11 protein-coding genes are annotated in these 16,268 nt (G+C 66.0%); 1 reads left to right on the plus strand and 10 read right to left on the minus strand.

Features of this window, described 5'->3' with window-relative positions:
- The first annotated feature begins 70 nt into the window (after positions 1 to 70).
- The gene (locus GRI40_RS07715) at positions 71 to 1,141 is read left to right on the plus strand and encodes a DUF3667 domain-containing protein (RefSeq protein ID WP_160610785.1); all 1,071 of its coding nucleotides are present in this window, start codon (positions 71 to 73) and stop codon (positions 1,139 to 1,141) included.
- 33 nt (positions 1,142 to 1,174) lie between these two features.
- Here the strand turns inward: GRI40_RS07715 and GRI40_RS07720 are convergent, their stop codons facing one another.
- From GRI40_RS07720 to GRI40_RS07765, 10 genes are all read right to left on the minus strand, one after another.
- Positions 1,175 to 1,561 (minus strand): hypothetical protein, encoded by a 387-nt coding sequence (locus GRI40_RS07720; RefSeq protein WP_160610786.1) that lies wholly within the window; start codon positions 1,559 to 1,561, stop codon positions 1,175 to 1,177.
- Between the two features lie 96 nt (positions 1,562 to 1,657).
- Complete coding sequence (ftsH, locus tag GRI40_RS07725) at positions 1,658 to 3,622, minus strand: ATP-dependent zinc metalloprotease FtsH (RefSeq protein ID WP_160610787.1); 1,965 nt, start codon at positions 3,620 to 3,622, stop codon at positions 1,658 to 1,660.
- A gap of 150 nt (positions 3,623 to 3,772) precedes the next feature.
- On the minus strand, positions 3,773 to 4,579 hold the full coding sequence (locus tag GRI40_RS07730) for a cupin domain-containing protein (protein ID WP_160610788.1): 807 nt from the start codon (positions 4,577 to 4,579) through the stop codon (positions 3,773 to 3,775).
- Complete coding sequence (locus GRI40_RS07735) at positions 4,576 to 5,610, minus strand: mannose-1-phosphate guanylyltransferase (RefSeq protein ID WP_160610789.1); 1,035 nt, start codon at positions 5,608 to 5,610, stop codon at positions 4,576 to 4,578. Before GRI40_RS07735 ends, GRI40_RS07730 begins: the two co-directional genes overlap by 4 nt.
- Before the next feature lie 19 nt (positions 5,611 to 5,629).
- Positions 5,630 to 6,940, minus strand: a complete 1,311-nt coding sequence (locus GRI40_RS07740) for a glycoside hydrolase family 130 protein (protein WP_237489022.1) — start codon at positions 6,938 to 6,940, stop codon at positions 5,630 to 5,632.
- Entirely contained in the window at positions 6,894 to 9,233 is a 2,340-nt protein-coding gene (locus tag GRI40_RS07745; protein WP_160610790.1) for a glycosyltransferase family 4 protein, read from the minus strand. The genes GRI40_RS07740 and GRI40_RS07745 overlap by 47 nt, the downstream gene beginning before the upstream one ends.
- A gap of 177 nt (positions 9,234 to 9,410) precedes the next feature.
- Positions 9,411 to 10,139, minus strand: coding sequence for an energy transducer TonB (locus tag GRI40_RS07750; protein ID WP_160610791.1), 729 nt, complete (start codon positions 10,137 to 10,139; stop codon positions 9,411 to 9,413).
- Between the two features lie 144 nt (positions 10,140 to 10,283).
- The gene (locus tag GRI40_RS07755) at positions 10,284 to 13,715 is read right to left on the minus strand and encodes a TonB-dependent receptor (RefSeq protein WP_160610792.1); all 3,432 of its coding nucleotides are present in this window, start codon (positions 13,713 to 13,715) and stop codon (positions 10,284 to 10,286) included.
- A 246-nt stretch (positions 13,716 to 13,961) separates the two neighbouring features.
- Positions 13,962 to 14,891, minus strand: a complete 930-nt coding sequence (locus GRI40_RS07760; RefSeq protein ID WP_160610793.1) for an isopenicillin N synthase family dioxygenase — start codon at positions 14,889 to 14,891, stop codon at positions 13,962 to 13,964.
- 10 nt (positions 14,892 to 14,901) lie between these two features.
- A complete protein-coding gene (locus GRI40_RS07765) occupies positions 14,902 to 16,215 on the minus strand; it encodes a NupC/NupG family nucleoside CNT transporter (protein ID WP_160610794.1) in 1,314 nt (437 codons plus the stop codon).
- Between the last annotated feature and the right edge of the window lie 53 nt (positions 16,216 to 16,268).

Here is a 16,268-nt window from a genome sequence, read left to right on the forward strand (position 1 = left end):
GCGTCAACGCACTCGTTCTCGGTATGTTCCGGCTGGCGCTGCAACCTCCAGCAGGCGTATGATCGATTGCATGACGGGGGAGTTCGGCACGATCGCGCACGGCATCGCCGATGCGGGCAGCGGCGCGGTTCTGGCGCGCACGGTGGAGCCGGCAGCGGGCGAGACAGGTGGCCACACGAACGAGGCGGCCTGCCTCAACTGCGGCACGCCGCTGGTCGGCCCGCACTGCCACGCGTGCGGCCAGCGTGGGCACGTGCACCGCACGCTGGGCGCGTTCTTCCATGACCTGCTGCACGGCGTGCTCCATTTCGAAGGCAAGATCTGGCGCACCGTGCCGTTGCTCGCGTGGAAGCCCGGCAAGCTGACCCGCGAATATATCGACGGGCGCCGCGCCAGTTATGTCAGCCCGATTGCGCTGTTTCTCTTCGTCGTGTTCCTGAGCTTCGCCCTGTTCAACGCGCTGGGCAGCGGCGCCAGCGGCATTCCGACGGCCCAAGTGGCCGGGGCGATGGACGCCGACTTTGCCGAGAACACCCGTGAGCTGGAAAGGCTGAAGGTCGAGCGGACCACGGCGCAGGGCGAAGAACGCGCCGAGATCGATCGCAAGGTCGCGGACCTCGAAGCAGAGCAGCGCGCCTTGAGCGCGCTGAAGAACGGACAAGGCGGCGAGTTCACCCGACAGTTCGTCGAAGGCTTCTCCGACAGCCCCGAACCGAACAACGCGAAGCTGAGCCAGATGATTCAACACGTGCGGGAGAACCCGCAGCTGGCGATCTACAAGGCGCAGACCAGCGCCTACAAGTACAGCTGGATGCTGATCCCGCTCAGCGTGCCGTTCGTGTGGCTGCTGTTCCCCCTCAGCCGCCGTTTCGGCGGGTACGATCACACCGTGTTCGTGACGTATTCGATCACCTTCATGATCGCCCTCGCCGCAGTGGTCAGCCTGCTGTTCTACGTCAACGCCGGCGGCGTGGGCGGCCTGCTGCTGCTCTACGCCCCGTTCCACATGTACCGCCAGCTGCGCGGCACATACGGCCTGTCGCGCCTCGGCGCGGTCTGGCGAATGCTGGCGCTCAGCCTGTTCGCGTGGATCGCGATAGGGCTGTTCGCCGCGGCGATATTCTGGATGGCCGGCGCCTGAAGTATACCGAAGCCGAGCGGCCGGCGTGTATCGTCAGCCGCAGGGAAACTCGCGGATCAGCGCGGCACGCCACGCCTGGCGCAAGGTGGACGCCTTGCGCTGCGATTGCGGCAAGCGACCCAGCTTGGCGACGACCTCTTCGGCGCCCATGCCTTTCTTGCGGGCAGCGGCTGGCACGCAGTACAGCGGTTCCCCGCGCGCGGTGGCGGCATCGTTTGCCGCCTTTGTGGCGGCCGCTGCGTCCTTCATCTGGGCCATCATCGGACGGGTCCGCTTGTCGAACATGGCGCCCATGCCCTTGCCCATCAGCGCTTTGGCATCGATGTAGAATTCCTCGGCATTTACGTCGCCGGGCGCCGCCAGCGCCGGTACCGCTGCAAGGGCCGCGCCCATGGCGACCGAATAAAACAGAATTCGCAAAGCCCCGATCCCCTCTCAAAAATGAGGATCGCTCATCGGGCGGCAAACGTGAATGCCTGCTGACGATCCGCGCATCGAGGGCGCGGCTGCGCCGGCTCAGGCCCCCGCCGCAGCCTCCCCGCCAAAGCGCTTGCCGGCCCGGGGAATGGCCGATCCGCGAACCGGCCGGGCCGTCGGGGTCGCCGGCGCATCCGGACGATCGATCTTGCCCGTATCCAGCAGGTCGCGAATCTCGTCGCCCGTCAGTGTTTCGTATTCCAGCATGGCTTGCGCCAGCAGGTGCAGCTTGTCGGTTTCGCCGGCGAGTATCGCGGTAGCCCGCGCGTGTGCGCTCTCGACCAGGCCCTTGATTTCCGCATCGATCAGCTTGTTGGTCTCGTCGCTACCCATGGTGCGCTGACTGCCGCCGTAACCCAGGTAGCCTTCCTGCTGCTGTTCGTATTGCAGCGGGCCGAGCTTCTCGCTCATGCCCCATTTCGTGACCATGTTTCGCGCCAGGGTGGTGGCGTACTGGATGTCGCTCGACGCGCCGCTCGATACCTTGTCGTGGCCGAAGATCAGTTCCTCCGCCACCCGGCCGCCCATGCTGACGGCGAGGTCGGCGTGCATCTTGTCGCGGTGGTAGGAGTAGTTGTCGCGTTCCGGCAGGCGCATCACCATGCCGAGCGCGCGCCCGCGCGGGATGATCGTGGCCTTGTGAATCGGATCCGAAGCCGGCTCGCGCAAGGACACGAGCGCATGGCCCGCCTCGTGATAGGCGGTCATCTTCTTCTCGTCGTCGGTCATGACCATGGAGCGGCGTTCCGCGCCCATCATGACCTTGTCCTTCGCGTCCTCGAATTCCTGCATCGCGACCAAGCGCTTGTTGCGGCGCGCGGCCAGCAGGGCTGCCTCGTTGACCAGGTTCGCAAGATCGGCGCCGGAGAACCCGGGCGTGCCGCGCGCCAGCGTGCGTGAATTCACGTCTGGGGCGAGCGGGACCTTCTTCATGTGAACGGCCAGGATCTTCTCCCGCCCGTCGATGTCGGGCACCGGCACCACGACCTGCCGGTCGAAGCGGCCCGGGCGCAGCAGCGCGGGGTCGAGCACGTCGGGCCGGTTGGTGGCGGCGATGATGATGATGCCTTCGTTCGCTTCGAACCCGTCCATTTCTACTAGGAGCTGGTTCAGCGTCTGCTCGCGTTCATCGTTTGAATTGCCGAGTCCGTGCCCGCGATGGCGGCCGACCGCGTCGATTTCGTCGATGAAGACGATGCAGGGCGCGTTCTTCTTCGCCTGTTCGAACATGTCGCGCACGCGGCTGGCGCCGACGCCGACGAACATCTCCACGAAATCGGAGCCCGAGATGGTGAAGAACGGCACACCCGCCTCGCCTGCGATAGCGCGGGCAAGCAGTGTCTTGCCGGTCCCCGGGCTGCCGACGAGAAGGGCGCCCTTCGGAATCTGGCCGCCCAGCTTGGAGAAGCGGCGCGGATCGCGCAGGAATTCGACGATCTCCTCCAGCTCCTCGCGCGCCTCGTCGATGCCGGCGACATCGTCAAATGTGACGCGGCCCTGCTTCTCGGTGAGAAGCTTGGCCTTGGACTTGCCGAAGCCCATGGCCCCGCCCGCGCCGCCGCCTTTCTGCACCTGGCGCAGCGCAAAGAATGCAATGCCCAGGATCAGGATGAACGGCAGGGATTGGATCAAGAGATAGAGGATGACGTTGGGCTGGTCGGCTTCCTTCCCGGAATACGACACGCCGGATTCGTCCAGCAGTGTCGTCAGGCTGGTGTCGCCGGCGATCGGCACGGTGGCGAACGTATCGCCGTTCTTCATCGTGCCGGTGATCTGGTTGGACGCGATCTGCACGTCCTTCACCGATCCGGCCGCCACGCGGTCACGGAATTCGGAATAGCGGATGGACTGGCCCGGCGTCTGGCCGGCCTGGCCGAACATCGAGACGACCAGCAGTAGCGCCAGGAAGATACCGCCCCAGACCATGAGGCTCTTCATCCACGGATTGGGACCGCCCGGGCTTCCCCCCGGCCCCTGGCCCTGCGGATCCTTGTCTTCGTTCATCTGGCGTGCCGTCCTTTCGCCTCGTGAATGTAGGAGCGGGGGGGTGAATGGCAAGATAACGGAGCACGATGCGCGAATCCGGTTGGGCCTGGCGCCCGGACGGACCGGGCCTCGCCACGGAAGGTCGCTCCTAGCGCGCTCGGCGGCCTACTAGACCGGTTGCGCGATCAGGGCCCTGCCCGCGAGATCGAACCGCACGGCGCCAAGCGAACCAGCGAGGCCGCATTCCCCAGGCTCGATGCGCACGTCATCGACGGAGACCGGCTCATCGATCGGAATGACGAGGACAGCGCGCGATCCATACCGCGAAAGTGCCGCCGCCGACGGCGAGCCGTCCAGCCGGTCGAGGCGAAAATACGGTCCTTCGACCAGCGCGATTTCGCCATGTCCCGCAATATGGCGTCGCAGCTTCGGGTCATGTACGCGCCCCTCCGCGACCGCGATTCCAGCGTCGAGATGCAGTTCGCGCGGCCGCCCGTAATCGTACAGGCGATAGGTAATGTCGGAATTCTGCTGCACTTCGATCAGTGACAGCCCCGCGCCGATCGCGTGAACAGTCCCGGCTTTAAGGTAGATGAAATCGCCAGGTGCGACATGGTGCCATTCGAGCAGGCCCTCGATCGACCCGTCCAGTGCAGCGGCACGCATCTGGTCCGCCGTCACTGCCGCCTTGAAGCCGACCGCTAGCCGCGCGCCCGCCTTAGCCGATAGAACGAGCCAGCATTCCTCCTTCCCGCGGCTTCCGCGAGGCGCCTGATCATCGGACGGATGGACCTGCACCGACAGGTTCTCGCTCGTGAACAGGTATTTGACGAGCAGCTCGGGCATCTCGGGCGGCGGTTCGAACCAGATTTCGCCAATTCGCTTGCCCACAGGGGCGGAGAAGGGCGGCGGCAGCCTGTCCTGCCCCCAGGGCTTCTCCACCTGCTTGGTCGGCAAGAGGCGACCGACCGTCACTGACGCGCCGCTCCGTGCAGCCTTCCAACGCGCTGCGCACCCGCGGCGGAGGTGACCAGAACCTCGCCGTTGTCGACGATAACGATCACGTCCTCCAGGCCGATTACCGACACCCGCGGCCCATCGGTTTCCACCAGCACGTTGCGGCAATCGACCAGTTCGGCCGTGCCGCGAACCCGGTTGCCCGCTTCGTCGCCTTCGCGCGCGTCGCGCAGGGCTTCCCAGTTTCCGATATCGGACCAACCCATGGCCGCCGGTACGACTGCAGCGCGATGTGTGTTTTCCATCACTGCATAATCGACCGACTCGCCCTCGATCCCCGCGAACGGATCGCTTGCGGGATGGAACTCGCGCCCTTCGTAACGGCCACCCGCCACAGCCTTGCGCACGGCGTCCGCCATCGCGGGCCGGTGTGCCGCAAGCTCCTCCATGAACGCGCCGGCCCGAAAGGCGAAAATGCCGCCGTTCCAGGCGTAGCCGCCCTCCGTGAGGAATCTTTCCGCAGTCGCGCGGTCGGGCTTTTCAACGAAACGGTCGATCCGGTGCCCACCTGCAATCGCCTCACCCATGCGGATATAGCCGAAACCCGTTTCCGGCCGGTCGGCCTCGATGCCGAAGGCGACCATCCACCCATCCGCCGCCAGCGCCGCCGCAGCGCGCGCGGAACGCAGGAAAGCTCCGACATCGCCGATGTGGTGATCGCTGGGGCTCACCAGCAGTATCGCATCCTGGGGCAGCAGCGCTGCGGCAAGGGCGATGGCAGGCGCCGTGTTCTTCGCTGCCGGCTCCACGATAACCGTAGCCGTCTCGCCGGCCTGATCCGCGATATGGCAGACATGCGCGCTTCCAGCGACGATGACCGGCTCCGCGAAAAGCGCTTCGTCACCGCATCGGTCGAGCGTCGCCTGCAGGAGCGTGCGTTCGCCAATGAGGGGCAAGAAGGGCTTCGGCTTGTCCTTCCGGCTGCGGGGCCACAAGCGGGTGCCGCTTCCGCCGCACAGGATCACAGGGTGAACGACAGGGTGAGCCATGCCTTGTGTCAACGCAGCATCACTTCATCAGTTGCAACAGCGCGGCGATTTCCACCGTCGCGACACCGACCGAGCTGTCCGAAATCCCGTACGGCACGAACAACCGGTCATGCACCCGCAGCGCGCCGCAGGTATAGACCACATTGGGCACATAGCCGGACCGATCGGCGTCTTCCGCCGTCAGTACCGGTTCCTTCGTCCGCCCGATGACCTTCGAGGGATCGTCGAGGTCGAGCAGCGCGCACCCTAGCGCATACTTGCGCATGGCGCCCACGCCGTGCGTGAACAGCAACCAGCCGTGTTCCGTCCAGATGGGGCTGCCGCAATTTCCGATCTGGATGAATTCCCACGGGTACCTGGGTTCCATCAGCAGGACACCCTCGCTGTCCCACCGATCGATCCGCCGGGATTTCAGCAGATAGAGGTTTTTCCCGTCCTGCCTGCCCACCATCAGATAATGGCCGCCGACTTTCTCCGGAAACAGGGCCATGCCCTTGTTGCGCCCCGCCCGCCCCTGGATCGGTTCGAGCAGAAAGCGGCGGAAATCGGTAGTCCGGAGAAGTTCGGACCGGATCGTCGATCCCGAATAGGCCGTGTAGGTGCCGATCCATTCATATTCGCCGCCGCCATGGTCGAACCGAACGAGGCGCAGGTCTTCGAGGCCATTGCGCTGCTGTTCGGTAATCGGGAAGATCACGGTGTTCGAAAGACTGCTTTCCAGGTGGCGATGCACCGTGACGCCGCTGTCCGCATCCGACAGGCTGGAATCGTCCAGTTCAACCGAGGTCGCAAAGGCACTTTGCGGCCATAGGTCGAAGCGGCCGTCCGTGTGCGCGATGCCCTCGCGAAACGCGATCGAGCTGATGTGCCCCTCGCCCACCGCGCGCAGGCTCATCACGAAACGCACCGCCGCCCCGTTGCAGCCGGACTGGTCTGGATGCGGCACGATCGACGGGTTCATGAGCGCCGCGGCCGAGTAGGTATATTCGTGACAGAAATAAGCGCCGATCAGCTTGCGCCGCGTGCCGGAATACGCGCCAGCATCCAGGCCAAGCGTCCGCTCCACATCACCGAACCGATCGCAGAACATGTCCTCGGTCTGCCAGTGACGTTCGCCGAAATCCGCCAGAACCTTTGCATACTCCCGGCGCACCGCAGCTTCCGAAAGACCGCAGACGTCCTGCACCAGCCGGAGGGCGCGATTGCCCTTGGCATTCGTCGCCTGCCAACCGAGGTGAAAGGGGCGCAGCACAACCCGCGACGGGTCGGCGTGAAGCCGCGTATCAAGTATATGCAAGGGGCCGCCGGTCTTGCTGTGTTCGGTCTTCAACCCGCTTCCCCGAATCGCCGGCAATGTCTGGCGCGAGCGCTAGCATGGAACAATATCCAAGCTGAAACGCGAGGATCGATTCAGCACCGCAATTGAGATTCGCCCCTCGTGGAGTGATGCCGTCGCGGCAACGCCCCGTCCCGCTATCCGCCAACACAACCCCGCGGTCGTTTGCGCCGAAGAACCAGTTCCAGGCGATTTCCGCGTGTTCGACCCACGCGCGGTCGCCTGTTGCGCGCCACGCAGATACTGCCGCGTCGATCGCTGCATGCGCCTCGAGCGGCTGCTGATCGAAGGGGAGCTGCGCGTACGGCTTGCCGAAGGTCTCGGAGCCGATCGGGCGGAAGTGCCCCGCCGGGGCTCTTTGGCGGTCCGAAATCCACGCAAGCGTCTCGAGGCCGGTAGCGCGCCAGGTAGCATTGGCCAATGCCTCCCCGGCTTCGATCAGCGCTTGGGGGAGACGCGGGTTATCGTAGCCGAGCAGGGATTCGAACCATGCCCAGTCCGGCCGGCGCGCCCCGCCGAGCAACCGTTCGAGCAGGTCCGCCCCGTCGGCAAGTGCTGTTATCGAGGGTCCGTGGCCCGGCCGCACCTTGAGCATCGCGGCTGCCCCGAGCATGACGAATGCCACGGTGCGCGGGCTCTGCGACTTCGCAACGGGCGCCAGCGCCTCGTCGTACAGCTCCCGCGCCCAGTGGCAGAGGTCGGGATCGGACGAAGTCGCCGCCGTCACGCCGAGCGCCCAGATCGTCCGGCCGTTCGAATCTTCGGACCCCAGTTCTTCGCACCAGGTGCGGTCGAACCGCATGAAGTTCCGGAAGCCTTGTCGATCCGGGTTCCAGGCATACTGGATGAACGAAGCGTACGTCATCGCGAGCGCCTGGCGCTCTCTTGGCTCGATCGCGGGCGCCTGGCATACCAGCATCAGCGCGCGCACATTGTCGTCGATGCAGTAGCCATGACGGCGATCGGGGATTGTGCCGACAGCATGCTGATACATTCCGGTGCTGTCCGTCATGGTCCGGACGCCCTGGAGCGAGGGGTGGGTTCGCGGGCCGGCTTGCGGCGCGCGTGCGACGGCGTTTTCGATGAGGCTCGCGGCCGCGGCGGCAAAGCGGGGCCAGATGGTCTTGCGACCGCGCGCGTAAGCCCGCGCCTTCATCGCCGCCAGCTCGGCCGGATCGTCGAGCAGGTCGATCACGGCGCGGGCAATCGCATCGGGGCAGCCGGGTTCGATGAGAACCCCCACGCCGCCTGCCAGCAGTTCCTGCGCGTGAACGTATGGCGTGGAAACCACCGCCTTGCCCAACGCGACGGCATAGCTGAGTGTGCCGCTGGTCGACTGTTGAAGTCCCGGATAGGGCGTGAGGTAGATGTCGCAAGCCTCCAGCTGGTCGAGCAGTTCCTCGGTCTCGACGAAGCTTTCATCCCATTCGATGACATCGGCCACCTCCAACCGATTGGCCAGATCCTTCAGCCCATCGCGATAGCCCTCCCCATCGCGCGCAACGAGGTTCGGGTGGGTGGCGCCGACAATACGGTAGAGGATTTCCGGGTGCCGGGCGCGAATAGCGGGAAGCGCCTCGATCACGGTCTCGAGGCCCTTGCCCGGTCCCAGCAGGCCAAATGTGGTGAGAACCTTTCGACCGGAAAGGCCGCGCTCGGCCTTGAAGGCATCCTCGCGGCCAAAGGGCCGATCCGGCGCGCCGTGCTCAATCACTTCGACCACCTCGGGCGGAGCGCGGTAGCACTGCACCAGCAGGTCGCGCGACTTGCTCGACATGACCATGAGCCGCGAGGCGCGGGCGACCAGATGCTCCATGATCCGGCGCTGGGCGGGCGAAGGCGCGCTTAGCACGGTGTGGCAGGTAACGATCAGGGGCGCGGCGAGCCGATTGACGAAGTCGCACACCATGTCGCCATCTTCGCCGCCGAAGATGCCATATTCATGCTGAAGCCAGACCGCATCCGCCCCGCTCTGGTTGATCGCATCGGCCGCGGCGGCGTAGCTGCTGGGATCGTTGCGATCTATGGTCCCGGCAACGCCCGCGTATTCCATGCGCGCGGCCGCATCGTCGAGCGCCCATACGGCGACATCGATTTCGGGCCTGAAGTGGCCGAGCTGCGACTTGAGATCGGCGGTGAAGGTGGCGATGCCGCACTTGCGGGGGGTGTAGTTCCCGATCAGCGCCACCCGGCGCAGGGTGCGTGGGGGACGAAACGCGATCAGGCCCGCTTCGTCGCGACTGCGGCCTGACACGAATGAGAATACGTCGGCGCGGCGAGCGTCCATGGGGTTGCGGCCCTTTCCAGCCCGAGGCAAGTGAATCAACCCGCTAACGCACGGACAAGAACACAAGTTCCGCTGTGACGCGCCGCTCACCTGCGCACGCTGGTTGCGGGCGTCGCTTAGGGTGCGTGGTTCAAGTTGGCCTCGTTAAGGGTGCGGGCGCGAGCCTCGAGCGCCGAACTAGAACCACCGCTGCCGCCAGTAGAACGGTGCCTCCACCGGGTTTCCCGAAGAGTCGGTGGCAGGCCGGAACCGCAGGCGATCGACCACTAGGCGGCAGGTGATCCGATCGGCTTCTGCGTCGGGACTAGGCCGGAACACGCTGCAATCGCGCGCGCGACCGTTGGTGCCGACGGTGACTTTCACGACCACTTCGGTGCCGATGCGCGCCTGCCGTCCGCCAGGCGGAGTGGGATAGTCGCGCGCGTTGTTGATCGCGCCGCTGATATGCACGGGCTGCGTGGCGACGCCCCCGCCCTGCCCGCCCCCGCCGGACCCGCTGCCGGTTCCGGTCCCGCTGCCTCCGGCGCCGGTCCCGCTGCCTGCCTCGCTGGCGCCGGACGAATTGCCCGCGCCGGTGGAGCTCGCCTTGGGCGCGGGCGGTGCCTGCTTGATCACTACTGGGGGATCGGGGGCGACGACCGGGCGCGGGACGGCCTTCTTGCCCGGGTCGCCGGCTTCGCCTGGGTCGGGCTGCGGCGCGGGCTCGGGCGGAGGCACGAAGTCCCTGGTCTCGACCGTCACCGTGACGGCCGAGAGCACGGCCCTTTCGACCGATGCCGTCGCCCCCGGGGCGAATGCCTTCGCAAGACCGTAGATCGCCGCCAGGTGCAGCAGGACGATCACCGCCAGGGTCGCCGGCCGGGGCCGCCGCGCCTGGGTTGCAAAGCTGCCGTCGCTCGTCACCATGACCGGGTCAACGACAGCTTGCCCGCGGCTGTTCCTGCACCTGAGGGTGTCAAAGAGAATTCTTATCGGCCCCGAAACGGCGTCCGCCAACGAAAAACGGCGGCCGCTCGCGCGACCGCCGTCTCGTTTCGTGTTCGCCAGCGATCAGAAGTCGTAGCTGACGCCAACCTTGATCCGCCAGACCGAGGAGCTGACGTTGATCTGGTTGTCCGAATTGTACCCGTCGGCGTTAACCGCCGAGATCACGTAGCGGCCCTGGGCATCGACCCGGTCGACAGTCGCAATGTCCTGAAGCCCCGAGAAGTTGCGGCGGCGCTGCACGTTCCAGTCGGAATCGAGCAGGTTCAGGAAATTGTCGAACATCGCATAGACGCGGATCTTGTCGTCCACGCCGATCAGGCGGCCCGGTCCGGGCAGTTCCTGCGAGAGCGACAGGTCGAGGTCGAAGTACCAGTCGTTGTCGCAGGTGTTGCGAACGATGCTCTGCCCGCGATACTTCGTCGCGCAATCACCGATCGAGTTGATGAGGGCATCATACGCGGCGCCCTTCGCAGCCTGTTCGGCGACGGTGCCGGTGTACACCACGTTCGGATCGTTGGGACCCGTCGGGATGTACGCCAGCGCGTTTTCGAAGCCCGAAGCGCTGTCGTTGAACACGCCGCCACCGGTGAAGGTCAGGCTGTAGGGACGGCCCGAGCGCGCGACGAAGGTTGCGCTCAGACGCGTTCCGAGGTCGGCCAGGAACTCTTCCTCGAGGCTCATGCCCATGGTGATGTTGTGCTTCGAGCTGAAGAAGCCGCGCGATTCCGCCGGATTCTGCCGGTCGAACGCCGCCGTCAGGTCATAGTTGGAGCCGGCCGTGGAGTTGTACATGTTACGCCGATCGTGCGCATCGGTGTACGAATAACCCAGGCTGAAGTAGCTCGACCCGCCCGAGGTGAACAGGCCGCCATCGAAGTTCTTCGAAAGGATGAACGAAGCGATGTGGCTGTCGAAACCCGGCCCGTTGGTGAGCTGGAGTTCGTCGTCGCGGCTGGTGTTGAAGCACACCGCGTTGACGTTCCGATAGACCGGCCCGGGGTTGAGCTCCACGAGGTCCGCCGTGCAACCGGCCACGTTCGGGTCGATCGCACGATAGATCGGGCGCCCGTCGACGGTGAACCCGCTGAGGCCTTCGCGGAAATCGGGGGTCTGCGACAGATCGACCAGCGTGAACGGATTGCGCGTCCGGCTGAAGATGTAGTCGAGGTTGAGGTTCCACCCGCTGAAGAAGCCCGAAGGGGCAAAGTTCAGTTCCGACACGAAGCCGATGTTCGCACGCAGGACCGACGGCATCTTGATGTTCGGGCTGATCGACTGCGTGTCGCCCGCGCCGCGCGCCGCCGCCGCGGAGGCGGACTGCTGGAAACAGGTGGGAACACCGGTGAACTGGCCGTTCACCACCACGTCGATCGGCCCCGTGCCGCAGGCGGCATCGGTGGTCGTCCCACCGGCGAAGCCGCGGCCGTCGTTCTGGAAGGCGTTGCCGAACCACACCAGCGGATCGCCGCCCGAGAACACGCCCACGCCGCCGCGCAGCTGCGCCCGCGAGAACACGGCGAAATCGTCCATGTCCCAGGTCAGCGCAACACGGGGCGCGATGATCGGGTCGAGGTTGCTGAAGCCGCTGTTGTTGCCGAAGCCGTAGCGCTGCTGGAACAGCGGGTTGAGCGCCGGACGGCCGCCGTCATACCAATCGGCCCGGACGCCGAGGACGGCGCTGAGGCTGTTGGTGATTTCCCATTCGTCCTGGGCGTACACCGAATAGGTGTTGCGCTTGAACGCGGCGGCGGCGTCGTTGACGTCCCCGGTGGCCGAGAAGTTGCCTTCCGCGCCGACCGCCTGGCCCGCGGCGATCTGGGCCGCGGTCGGGTTGGTGCGGGTGCCGTTGGACAGCAGCCCTTCGCGCAGGGCGTTGACGTCCCGGAAGTAAAGGGTGCCGGTCGCGTTCTGCACGAACAGGTTGAACAGGTCCGCCTGGCTCATTTCGAAGCCGAGCTTGAACTGGTGGGCACCGGCATCGAGCCGGGCCAGGGCCCGATAGGCGTCGATGTTCGTGCGCAGGTCGTTCGCCGAGCGCGAGAAGCCGGGGCCGGCCAGGACCTGGCCGAAGCTGCCGTCACCCGTCGTGGTGCCGACGATGATGCGCGGGATCGGGCTGGCCGACTGCGCTTCACCGCCGCCGACCGGATCCTGGAGATCCCGGACTTCCGACCGCGAATAGCGCAGCTCGGTCGAGAACGCATCCGACCACTGGGAATAGAGGCGTCCCGAATAGTAGTTCGACTTGGTCCCGCTGTTGTTGAAGGTGTTGAGACCGGTCACGCGCGGGTTGCTGGTCGAGGTGCTGAAATCGTCCGGCTTGACGGTGTTTTCCTCGAGGCGCTGATACGTGGCCTCGAGACGGTGGGCGTCGTTGATCTGGAGGTCGGCGCGCGCGAAGTAACGATCGTTCGAATAATCGCGGTTGCGCACCAGCGGGCCGGTTTCGATGCCATAGACGCTGCTGAGCACGCCCGAGATTTCTTCGAACGCGGCAAGCGGAACGCCCCGCAGTTCGTTCGGGTAACCCGCGCCTGCCGGACCGTCATCCTGCGACTGGCCGGCTTCCTGGTGCTCGTAGGCACCGAACAGGAACAGCCGGTCCTTGATCACCGGGCCGCCGAGATAGACGCCCCAGCGCTTTTCAGGCTGGATCGGGGCAACGTCTTCGCCGGCGACGTTATCGCCGCGCAGGCCCGAGTCGGAATATTCGAAGTAGCCGCCGCCATGGAACTCGTTCGAGCCCGACTTGGTGACGACGTTGATCGCACAGCCCGTGAACTGGCCGTATTCCACGTCGAACGGCGCGAACTGGACCTGGGTCTCGCGCACCGCGTCATACGGGATGGGGGTCGACGAACGCGACGAGAAGCCGGTGTCGTTGAGGCCATAGACGTCGCCCTGGCTGATGCCGTCGACCGTGAAGGCGTTGCCGCGGTCGTTGCCACCCAGGCAGGAAATGCGGTCCACGCCCGAACCGCCATCGTCGCGGTCGAGGCTGACGCGCGGGTCGATGCGGATGACGTCGCGCACGTCGCGGTTGAAGCTGGGCGCATTGGCCAGCACTTCTGTCGAGAAGCTGGTGCCCGGACCGACCGCGAGCTGCGTCACCTGCACGCGGCTGCCAGTGACGACGATCTCGCCGCTGCCCGAAGTGAGCGTGAAGGTAAGGTCCGTGTTGCCCTGCAGGGTCGTCTCGATGCCTTCGACGGTCTGGCCTTCGAAGCTGCCGGCGTTGGCGGCGACAGTGTAGGGCCCGCCGGTCACCAGGCCATTGGCCACGAAGCGGCCGTCGGGGCCGGTGGTCAGCGTGCGCGCGGCGCCCGTGCGCGTGTCGGTGATGACGACCGTGGCACCGGCGAGGGGGTTGCCGTTTTCATCATTCACCGTGCCCTGGATGCCGGAGGTGATCTGCTGGGCGGCGGCAGGGGCCGGCAGAATCGCGGCGGCGGAGAGGCTGACGACGCTCGCAGCCAGCAGATACTTGAGCTTCATGGAATGACGATCCCTTGCATTCGACGAGGAGAGATGGAGAGATGCGACGGGCCGTTAGTCGCTTCCCGCGACCGCCAGAAGTATCTTCTGTTACGAGACTGTGACAAACTTCGGCACTAAATCCGCCGCGCGGCGTTTGTCGCTCTAAGTTATTGATTCAGATACATTTCATGACTGTTGCCGCAATGCAACATAGCGGGACGAAAGCGAGTCTCGCCGCCGCTTGCTGTCCGGCCCGCGGGCGAATCAGGCCAGGTTGATCTCGCGCAGGCGCTGCAGCAGGAAGTCGTGGCTGGAGATTGGCGCCGGATGATCGTCCGGATGCGCCGGATCGATGCAGCTTTCCAGGGTCTCGATCGTAAAATCGGGCCGGAAGTGCAGGAAGAACGGCATCGAGTACCGCGAACGGTACGCCGCCTCGCCGCGCGGATTGACCACGCGGTGCTGCGTGGACTTGAGCCGCCCGTTGGTCAGCCGGTCGAGCATGTCGCCGATGTTCACCACCAGCGCGCCTTCGGGCACGTCGATCGCCTTCCATTCCCCGCCGGCGGTCAGCAGTTCCAGTCCGGCCTCTTCGGCGCCCAGCAGCAGGGTGATCGTATTGATGTCGCCATGGGCGGCGGCGCGGATCGCGCCTTCCGCGTGCGGTCCGCTCAGCGGAGGGTAATGCAGCAGGCGCATCACCGAATTGCCGTCCTTCACCGTCGCCGCGAAGTAATCCTGTTCCAGGCCCAGGTGCAGCGCGATCGCCTCCAGCACGCGCTCGCCCGCCTTTTCGAATGCGGCGTACAGTTCCGTGAACGTTTCGCGGAATGCGGGCAATTCGGCGGGCCACTGGTTGGCCTTCATGTATTCCGCCAGCGGATGGCCCTGCGGCAGTTCGCGGCCGACGTGCCAGAACTCCTTGAGATCGTGGACCTCGGCGTCCTTGGCCCGCTCCACCCCGAACGGCGTGTAGCCGCGGGCACCCCCGCCGCCGGGGATGTGGTAGGCGTTCTTCACGTCGTCCGGCAGGGCGAAGAACGCCTTCGACGTCGCTTCCGCGCGCGCGATCAGGTCCGCGGGGATGCCGTGGTCGCGTATGACCGCGAACCCGCATTCCCGGAAGCTGCGGCCGAGTTCGTCGGCGACTTCGTTGAGCGGACGGGCAAGCGATACGGATGCGATTTCGGACATGAGGCGGTACTCAGGCGGGAAGGAACAGGCCGGCGAGGGCGGCGCTCATCAGGTTGGCGAGGCTGCCGGCGACCAGCGCGCGCAGCCCCAGGCGGGCGATCACGGGGCGCTGGTTGGGAGCAAGGCCGCCGGTCACCGCCATCTGGATCGCGATGGACGAGAAATTGGCAAATCCGCACAGCGCGAAGGTCACGATCGCACGGCTCCGGACGTCCAGCGTCGCGGCGTCCATCTGGCCGAGATCGATGAACGCGACGAATTCGTTGAGCACGATCTTGGTGCCGAACAGGCTGCCCGCGGCGGGCGCCTGGTCCCACGGCACGCCGATGAGGAACATGACCGGCGCGAACAGGGCGCCGAGGCCCGCCTGGAAGCTCCAGTTGGAAAACCCCAGCAAATTGCCGATGCCGCCGAGAATGCCGTTGGCGAGCGCCACCAGCGCGACGAACGCCAGGACCATCGCGCCCACCGCCACGGCCAGCCGCACGCCGGTCTGCGCGCCCTGGGCCGCGGCCTCGATCAGGTTGGCGGGTTTCTGGCCTTCCTCGAAGGTTTCGGCCAGTTCCACCTCGTGCGGCTTGCCGCCTTCGACCAGCGCCCCGGGGCCTTCGGCGCTGATCCGTGCGTCGGGCAGCTCGATCGGGCCTTCGGCCGCGGGGGCCGGCGCGCCGTCGTCGGGCATGATGATCTTGGCCATGAGGATGCCGCCCGGCGCGCTCATGAACGCGGCGGCGAGCAGGTAGGGCAGGTATTCGGGGCCGAGCAGCCCGGCATAGGCCGCCAGGATCGTGCCCGCGACCCCGGCCATGCCCACCGTCATCAGGGTGAAGATCGCACTGGGGTTCAACGCGGCAAGGTACGGCCGCACCACCAGCGGGCTTTCGCTCTGCCCCACGAAGATGTTCGCCGCGGCGCCAAGGGATTCCACCCGGCTGATCCCCGTCACCCAGCCGATCGCCCCGCCCAGCCAGCGGACCAGCCGCTGCATCACGCCCAGGTGATAGAGGATCGATACCAGCGCCGCGAAGAACACGATCACCGGCAGCGCGCCGAGCGCAAACGTGTTGGCAAGGGGATTGTCGGCGCCGAACAGGAACGCCGTGCCTTCATTGGCGTAGCTCAGCAGCGCGGCGACACCGTTTGCCATCGACTGGATGCCGGCAACGCCCCACGGCGTGCGCAGGACGATGAAGGCGAGCAGCGCCTGCATGGCGAACGCGGCCGCCGTGATGCGGAGGCTGATCCGCCGCTTGCCGCTCGACATCACGAAGGCAATGGCAAGGATCGCGACGATCCCGATGATGCTTGTCACGACTGGCGGCATGAGCCGACCCGTTAGTGCAAACAGGTTGCGGTGGGAACCGGTTTTGCGCGTCC

Origin of the sequence: Tsuneonella aeria (assembly GCF_009827495.1) — a bacterium.
GTDB classification, from domain to species: Bacteria; Pseudomonadota; Alphaproteobacteria; order Sphingomonadales; family Sphingomonadaceae; genus Tsuneonella; species Tsuneonella aeria.

Bases quoted from the DNA above. Each gene is read 5' to 3' on its own strand.
- GRI40_RS07715 (WP_160610785.1), top strand. From the start codon at position 71: ATGACGGGGGAGTTCGGCACGATCGCGCACGGCATCGCCGATGCGGGC.
- ftsH (WP_160610787.1), bottom strand. From the start codon at position 3,622: ATGAACGAAGACAAGGATCCGCAGGGCCAGGGGCCGGGGGGAAGCCCG.
- GRI40_RS07735 (WP_160610789.1), bottom strand. From the start codon at position 5,610: ATGGCTCACCCTGTCGTTCACCCTGTGATCCTGTGCGGCGGAAGCGGC.
- GRI40_RS07745 (WP_160610790.1), bottom strand. From the start codon at position 9,233: ATGGACGCTCGCCGCGCCGACGTATTCTCATTCGTGTCAGGCCGCAGT.
- GRI40_RS07750 (WP_160610791.1), bottom strand. From the start codon at position 10,139: ATGGTGACGAGCGACGGCAGCTTTGCAACCCAGGCGCGGCGGCCCCGG.
- GRI40_RS07755 (WP_160610792.1), bottom strand. From the start codon at position 13,715: ATGAAGCTCAAGTATCTGCTGGCTGCGAGCGTCGTCAGCCTCTCCGCC.
- GRI40_RS07760 (WP_160610793.1), bottom strand. From the start codon at position 14,891: ATGTCCGAAATCGCATCCGTATCGCTTGCCCGTCCGCTCAACGAAGTC.
- GRI40_RS07765 (WP_160610794.1), bottom strand. From the start codon at position 16,215: ATGCCGCCAGTCGTGACAAGCATCATCGGGATCGTCGCGATCCTTGCC.